At 50.7% G+C, this 5,992-nt stretch carries 5 protein-coding genes; all 5 read right to left on the reverse strand.

The genetic code is table 11. The annotated features are described in order from the left end of the window. A partial coding sequence (locus ACRC27_RS14420) for an AAA family ATPase (RefSeq protein WP_438640200.1) occupies nucleotides 1-1,549 on the reverse strand: 1,549 nt, incomplete at its 3' end. A gap of 5 nt (nucleotides 1,550-1,554) precedes the next feature. Continuing rightward, nucleotides 1,555-2,640 (reverse strand): 3-dehydroquinate synthase, encoded by a 1,086-nt coding sequence (gene aroB, locus ACRC27_RS14425; protein WP_438622878.1) that lies wholly within the window; start codon nucleotides 2,638-2,640, stop codon nucleotides 1,555-1,557. Nucleotides 2,641-2,675: 35 nt separating this feature from the next. Continuing rightward, nucleotides 2,676-3,197 carry a shikimate kinase AroK gene (gene aroK, locus ACRC27_RS14430; RefSeq protein ID WP_438622877.1) on the reverse strand — a complete coding sequence of 174 codons (522 nt, stop codon included), beginning with the start codon at nucleotides 3,195-3,197 and terminating at the stop codon, nucleotides 2,676-2,678. 214 nt (nucleotides 3,198-3,411) lie between these two features. Beyond that, nucleotides 3,412-5,466 (reverse strand): type IV pilus secretin PilQ, encoded by a 2,055-nt coding sequence (locus ACRC27_RS14435; protein WP_438631301.1) that lies wholly within the window; start codon nucleotides 5,464-5,466, stop codon nucleotides 3,412-3,414. 28 nt (nucleotides 5,467-5,494) lie between these two features. After that, nucleotides 5,495-5,992, reverse strand: a 498-nt coding sequence (locus tag ACRC27_RS14440) for a pilus assembly protein PilP (protein WP_438640201.1), incomplete at its 5' end; no start/stop codon positions are given.

The following is a 5,992-nucleotide window of genomic DNA, read 5'->3' on the forward strand; positions in this document are numbered from 1 at the left end:
CAGTTAGCGTAGACGCTCGGCCACTTTTTTCCACCAATTTCCAAGCCTCACTAAATGAGTGTGAACCTGATAACTGTACCGTGTAATGCTTCGGTGATATTTTTTCAATCTCGGTTTTATCCGACATGCTACCAGAGGCTGCCTGCCTGTTTTTGGCTGTCGCTGTATGTGCTGCGGATGCTTTTTTCTCCGTCGCGCTCTTACTGCGGGCAGTCTCTGATTTTACCGATACTTTATGCGCTGCCGAATTGCTGTTTTTCGCCGCGCTAGCCCGGTCAGCATCAGAGACTACAGCACGGGTTTGCGGTGGTAATGCGGTTGGCAGTAATTCTGTCGGTACAGAAGATGTCGCGTTCGGGGTCTCAGCACCATTTGAATTTAGCTGCGTTGTATTTTCAGCTTTCTCCACCGCCAACAGCGCATCAACCACATTCCCCGGTAATACCACACGTTTGCTACTTTCCGGCAAAATGGTGGCTTGCGTGGTGGTACCGGCGGTAGCCGGTGTAGATAACTGCGTCACCGTGCTGTGTTCATTGAGGCGAAATTTTTCATCGGTCTGAATCGGCGCAACATCACCGCGGCCCAAACGCCCCTGAACATCGGGGATCGGGTTTAATGCCGTACCTTCAACCTGTGGCAGTGCCACTGTGCCTGCTGGATCGGTGGCATTCTTGTCAGCATCACTGCTAACTGACGGCGCGCGATCACCGGCAACAAAGCCTGACGAAACAGGCGCTGAGTGCTCAGACCACCATACCCAGCCACCCGCAGCCACTGCCAGCGCAACAATCACACCCAGTGAGATCATGCCCCAAGCGGTACGCGGTTCATCATGACGACGCGCCACCGGCACAGCTAACGGCTCATCATCAAGTGCTGGAACCGCCGGTTTTTCAGCATTCGCCAAAATTGCCGCCGGACGTAGTACCGTTCCGAGCAGCGTCTCAGCCTCTTGTGTCGAGCGGCCAGCACGCACCAACGCAGCTTTCAGCAATGTCAGTGCTTCTGCGCGTGATAGTGCAGGAATATCAATGGTCATGGGTACAACACCCACCTGCATTGGCAGTGCTTTAATGTGTTCTGCCAATGTCTCGGCCGGTGCGAACAAAATAACGGCGCAACGGCGATTATCCGGCTGCTTACTGGTACCGGCCAGATGCCATAACTCCATCAGCATCGACTCAGACAGCAGTTCGGCATTATCAACAATAATCAGTAGATCACGGCGATCAGCCCGTGCCAATTCAGGTAAAAAATCAGCCAATAACATGGCATCATCATACGCGGCTTTATCCACCAACTGGTGCACCAACAACGACCGTACCAGTGCATCAGATTGCCCCTGTCGGCCGACTAATAACGCCGTACGCACTCGCTCTGCATCTTGTTCATCGAGTAACTGCTGGGCCAGAAAACTTTTTCCGGCACCCTGCGGAGCACTGATATGAATAAAAGGCGAACCAAAGCGGCTCAGAAAACGTGTACGTGAAAGCACCTGAGTTTGTGAATCAAGCTCAACCCAAAAACGGGAAGGCGTATGTTCCATGTCTGTTAACCTCGGCATTCGCCAATTGCTGCCAATACGTGGTGCGGTTCAGTGCCGCTGACCACATTGGCTTGTCCAATACCTTGTGGCAACACCAGCCGCAGTGTACCGGCCAGTACTTTTTTATCCCGCATCATATGGGGGATATAGCGCTCTGGTGGCATACTGGCTGGGCCGCTGACCGGCAGTTTTGCGCGCAATAACAGTGCACGTAAACGTGCAACATCACTGGCCGAACACTGACCCAGCCTCACTGCGGTCTGTGCTGCCATCATCATTCCTGCGGCTACCGCTTCACCGTGTAGCCACACCCCATAGCCCATTTCAGCTTCAATGGCATGGCCAAAGGTGTGACCCAGATTGAGTAATGCGCGTTGCCCTTGCTCTGTCTCATCAGCGGCCACGACCTGAGCTTTAAGCTCACAGCAACGCTGAATACAGTAGGTTATTGCTTGTGGCTCAAGCGCTTGAACCCGCTCGAGGTTCAACTCAAGCCACTGAAAAAATTCAGCATCAATAATGACACCGTACTTGATCACTTCCGCCAGCCCGGCTGCAAACTCTCGCTCCGGCAAGGTTTGCAAACTCTCAATATCAATAATCACTGAGATGGGCTGATGAAAGGCACCAATCATATTTTTGCCCAGCGGATGGTTCACCGCTGTTTTACCACCTACTGACGAATCAACTTGCGCCAACAGCGTCGTTGGGATTTGGATAAAATCCACACCACGCTGATAGCAGGCAGCGGCAAAGCCTGTCAGGTCACCGATCACTCCTCCTCCCAGCGCAATCAAGGTCGTATCCCGACCGTGATTGTGCTGCAGCAGAGCCGAAAACACCTGATCCAGCACCGTCAGTGATTTGTATTGCTCACCGTCGGCCAGTATCAGTGTATCGACCTGACACCCCAACGTTTTTAATGTTGCAGTGACGCAGCTCAGGTACAGCGGAGCGAGTGTCTCATTCGTCACGACCATCACCTTGTCACCGGAGGACAATGGATGAAAAGAAGCCGGGTGCGTAAGCAGTCCGGCTTGAATCGTGATAGGGTAGCTACGCTCCGCGAGTTCTACGGTAATCCTTTCCATGGCATAACTTTCCTGATGGTTTATTGCCTGATGACTTACTGCTTTTCCAACATATCAATGATCTGTGTCGCAACAACTTTTGCGCCTTGATCATCGGTGCGGATGGTAATGTCAGCAATTTCCTCATACTGAGGATTACGTACAGAGGCTAGATCAACTAGCACTTCACGCGGCTCAACATCACCTTGCAACAGCGGGCGCTTTTTATCGCGTTGTGTCCGCGCTAATTGCTTTTCAATCGTGGTTTCTAAATAGACAACAACACCACGCGCAGAAAGACGGTTACGGGTTTCACGGGATTGGATAGAACCACCCCCAGTCGCCAGTACAATGCCCTGCTTTTCAGTCAGATCATTGATCACTTTCTCTTCACGAACACGAAAGCCTTCTTCACCTTCAACGTCGAATACCCAGCTAATATCTGCACCGGTACGACGTTCAATTTCTTGATCGGAGTCGAAGAATTCCATATTCAGCATCTGCGCAAGGTATCTGCCGATAGTACTTTTACCGGCACCCATAGGGCCGATTAGGAAAATATTACGTTTCTCTGCCATGTTTTTCGGTTTTTGCTTAAAACAACGTTTAAATACACCTCGCCCCGTCAAAAAAAACACCACGACGAGACATGACCTGAATCCTCAATAAGAACGTAGTACGAGATCAGACTGAAAATTATCTCAAGAGTGGGGCTAGTTTGGCAACAGCATAAAGGCATGCTTTCGAAAACTGCGGCTGCAATCTCCGAAAGCAATCATCAAGGAGAGAGGTTTAACCACTGATAGGATCAGTGCTTACCGGACGATTCATGTTACCTTGAACGACACGTGGCGTAACAAAAATCACTAACTCACGTTTGCCAGATTTATCCATATCACGTCTAAATAGACGCCCCATGACAGGAATATCACCCAGTACCGGTACCTTATCTACACCTTTGATAGTAGTGTGCTGGAATACGCCGCCAAGTACAACTGTTTCGCCATCATCAACCAGAACTTGTGTTTCAACCTCTTGCTTATCCACTGAAACTGCCTCTCCTCTCCCTATCTTATATACTTTACCCGGTGAGTTTTGGCTAACTTTCAGATCTAAAATAATTTGGCCATTAGGCGTAATCTGCGGTGTTACATCCAAACCGAGGACCGCATCTTTAAATTCAATGGTCGATGCACCGCTGGAACTGGCCACTTCATACGGCAACTCAGTACCCTGTTTGATACTGGCCTGCTTTTTGTTGGCAGTCAGTAAGCGCGGGCTGGCAACCACTTCCACATTATTTTCACGCTCTAACGCTGATAGCTCTAAATCCAGCAATTTGCCGTTAATTTTAGCAATTTGGAAGGCAATAGAGGCTGCACCTGCTGACGCAGGCATATTCACGTTCAGGAAGTTTTCGGTTGTTAGCGGCGTTGTAGAGTCAGATAACCCTTCCAATGATGCCCCGACATCGCCCTGACCTTGTGGTGCAAGCATGCCCCAACGAACGCCAAGTTCATCTAAGCTTTCATCGTTAATGGTGACAATACGCGCTTCAATTTGCACCTGACTGACCGGCCTATCCAGTGATGCGACCATCTGGCGAACGGTATCAAGCACGTTATCAATATCACGTACCAGCAAGGTATTGGTGCGCTCATCGACAGAAACAGATCCCCGGCTAGAGAGCATCCGGCCATTGGCCGCGGTCAACATGGCCGCAATATCAGAGGCTTTGGCAAAGTTAATGTCGATATACTCGGTAAGCAACGGTTTGAGATCATTAACCTGCACATCGGCTTCCATTTCACGGCGTTCACGATCAATTAAGACATCGCTCGGGGCCACCAGCAACACATTGCCATCAATGCGCTTATCTAGCCCTTTAGCACGCAAAATAATATCTAGCGCCTGCTGCCAAGGTACGTTATCCAAACGCAAGGTGATCTCACCCTGCACACTGTCAGTTGTCACCAAGTTGAACTGGTTATAATCGGCAATCACCTGCAGTACCGTACGAATCGGTACATTTTGGAAATTCAATGAGATAGGTTTGCTGTATTGCGCCGGATTACTGGTCTGGGCGCGCGCAGAGTTAGCCCGCCGGATCTGCACTTTTACCTGCTGGCCGATACGCTGTTGATCGTAATCCACCGGCCCTTTCAGGTCCAATACGAGCCGTGTACTCTGGCCCGTACTCTCACTACGGATATTTTTTACGGCAGTTCCTCTACGGCTGACATCCATTTTATACGGATCACCCGAGAGCTGTGTGCGGGGCAAATCTATCACTAAACGGCCACTACTCTGCCGAATAGCCAGATCAGCGGGCGGCTGCACAAAACTCAGATTTAGCTCAGCTTGACCATCACCGCGCGGTACAAAATCCATTGACAGCAGCGTACTGCCAGTGGGTTTTAATGCCGGATTATTTTGTAAAGATTGAGCGGCATTACCGGCCGGTTTACCAAGCAGCAACACATAACTTTTACCTTCGGCTCTGATCTCATACGGGGCTTGGCGGCCCAGATCAAAGGCCAGTTGAGTGCCATTGCTTGCGGCTTTAACCCCAATAGCACGCAGTAGCGGATTATTAACCCGAACCGTATTCCCTACGCGGCTTTTATCAACACCGGAAAACGTCAGTGCCAGCGTATTGGCCAACATATCTCTTTGCTGTGCGGGGGTAGCAACCGGCTGGTCAAACACCATATTTACCGCCAAACGATCGCCTTCCTGACGCAGCTTAATATCTTCCAGTGTGGCGGCCCACGCGCTAGCGCTGATGCTGAAACAGGCACCGACCATTAGCCAATACCCAACACTGCGAACTGCTCCCTTCATCATTCTTTTATCCTGTATTTTGTGTCACTTATCAGCTACCAAAAGGCGATGTATCCAGCGCCAACGCGACCTGCCGTTGCTGCCAGCAGCCACGACCATCACTGACCATTTCATTAAGCTCAATTGCCGATGCACTCACTTTATTGATGCTGCCCCAGTTCAGCCCGATATAATCACCGGTACCAATGCGGACAAGCTCTGCATCAGGGGTTTCGATCAATGCCCACAACTGGGCTTTATCGCCAATCACTCCACGAAACTTAAGTTTTTCCAAGCCGTACTGCTCTAAGGCGGTTTTCTTGCGCTCTGTATTGGGCTGTGCGCAGTCAAATCCACGATCGCCTGCCACTTCCATCTGTGGCGTCATAAACGGGTTACGCAGCGGCGCAGCAACAAATAGCAAACGCCCGGTGCGCTCGAGTGCCTTTGGCGGTGTCATTTTCTCAAACGGCACGCCACTGTAGATATCTTGTAAGACGAGATCCAAATCCTGCTGATCACTGTCACCGCATCCTGCCAGCAACAGACC

Origin of the sequence: Plesiomonas sp. (genome assembly GCF_051650925.1) — a bacterium.
Taxonomy (GTDB): domain Bacteria; phylum Pseudomonadota; class Gammaproteobacteria; order Enterobacterales; family CAMTGL01; genus Plesiomonas.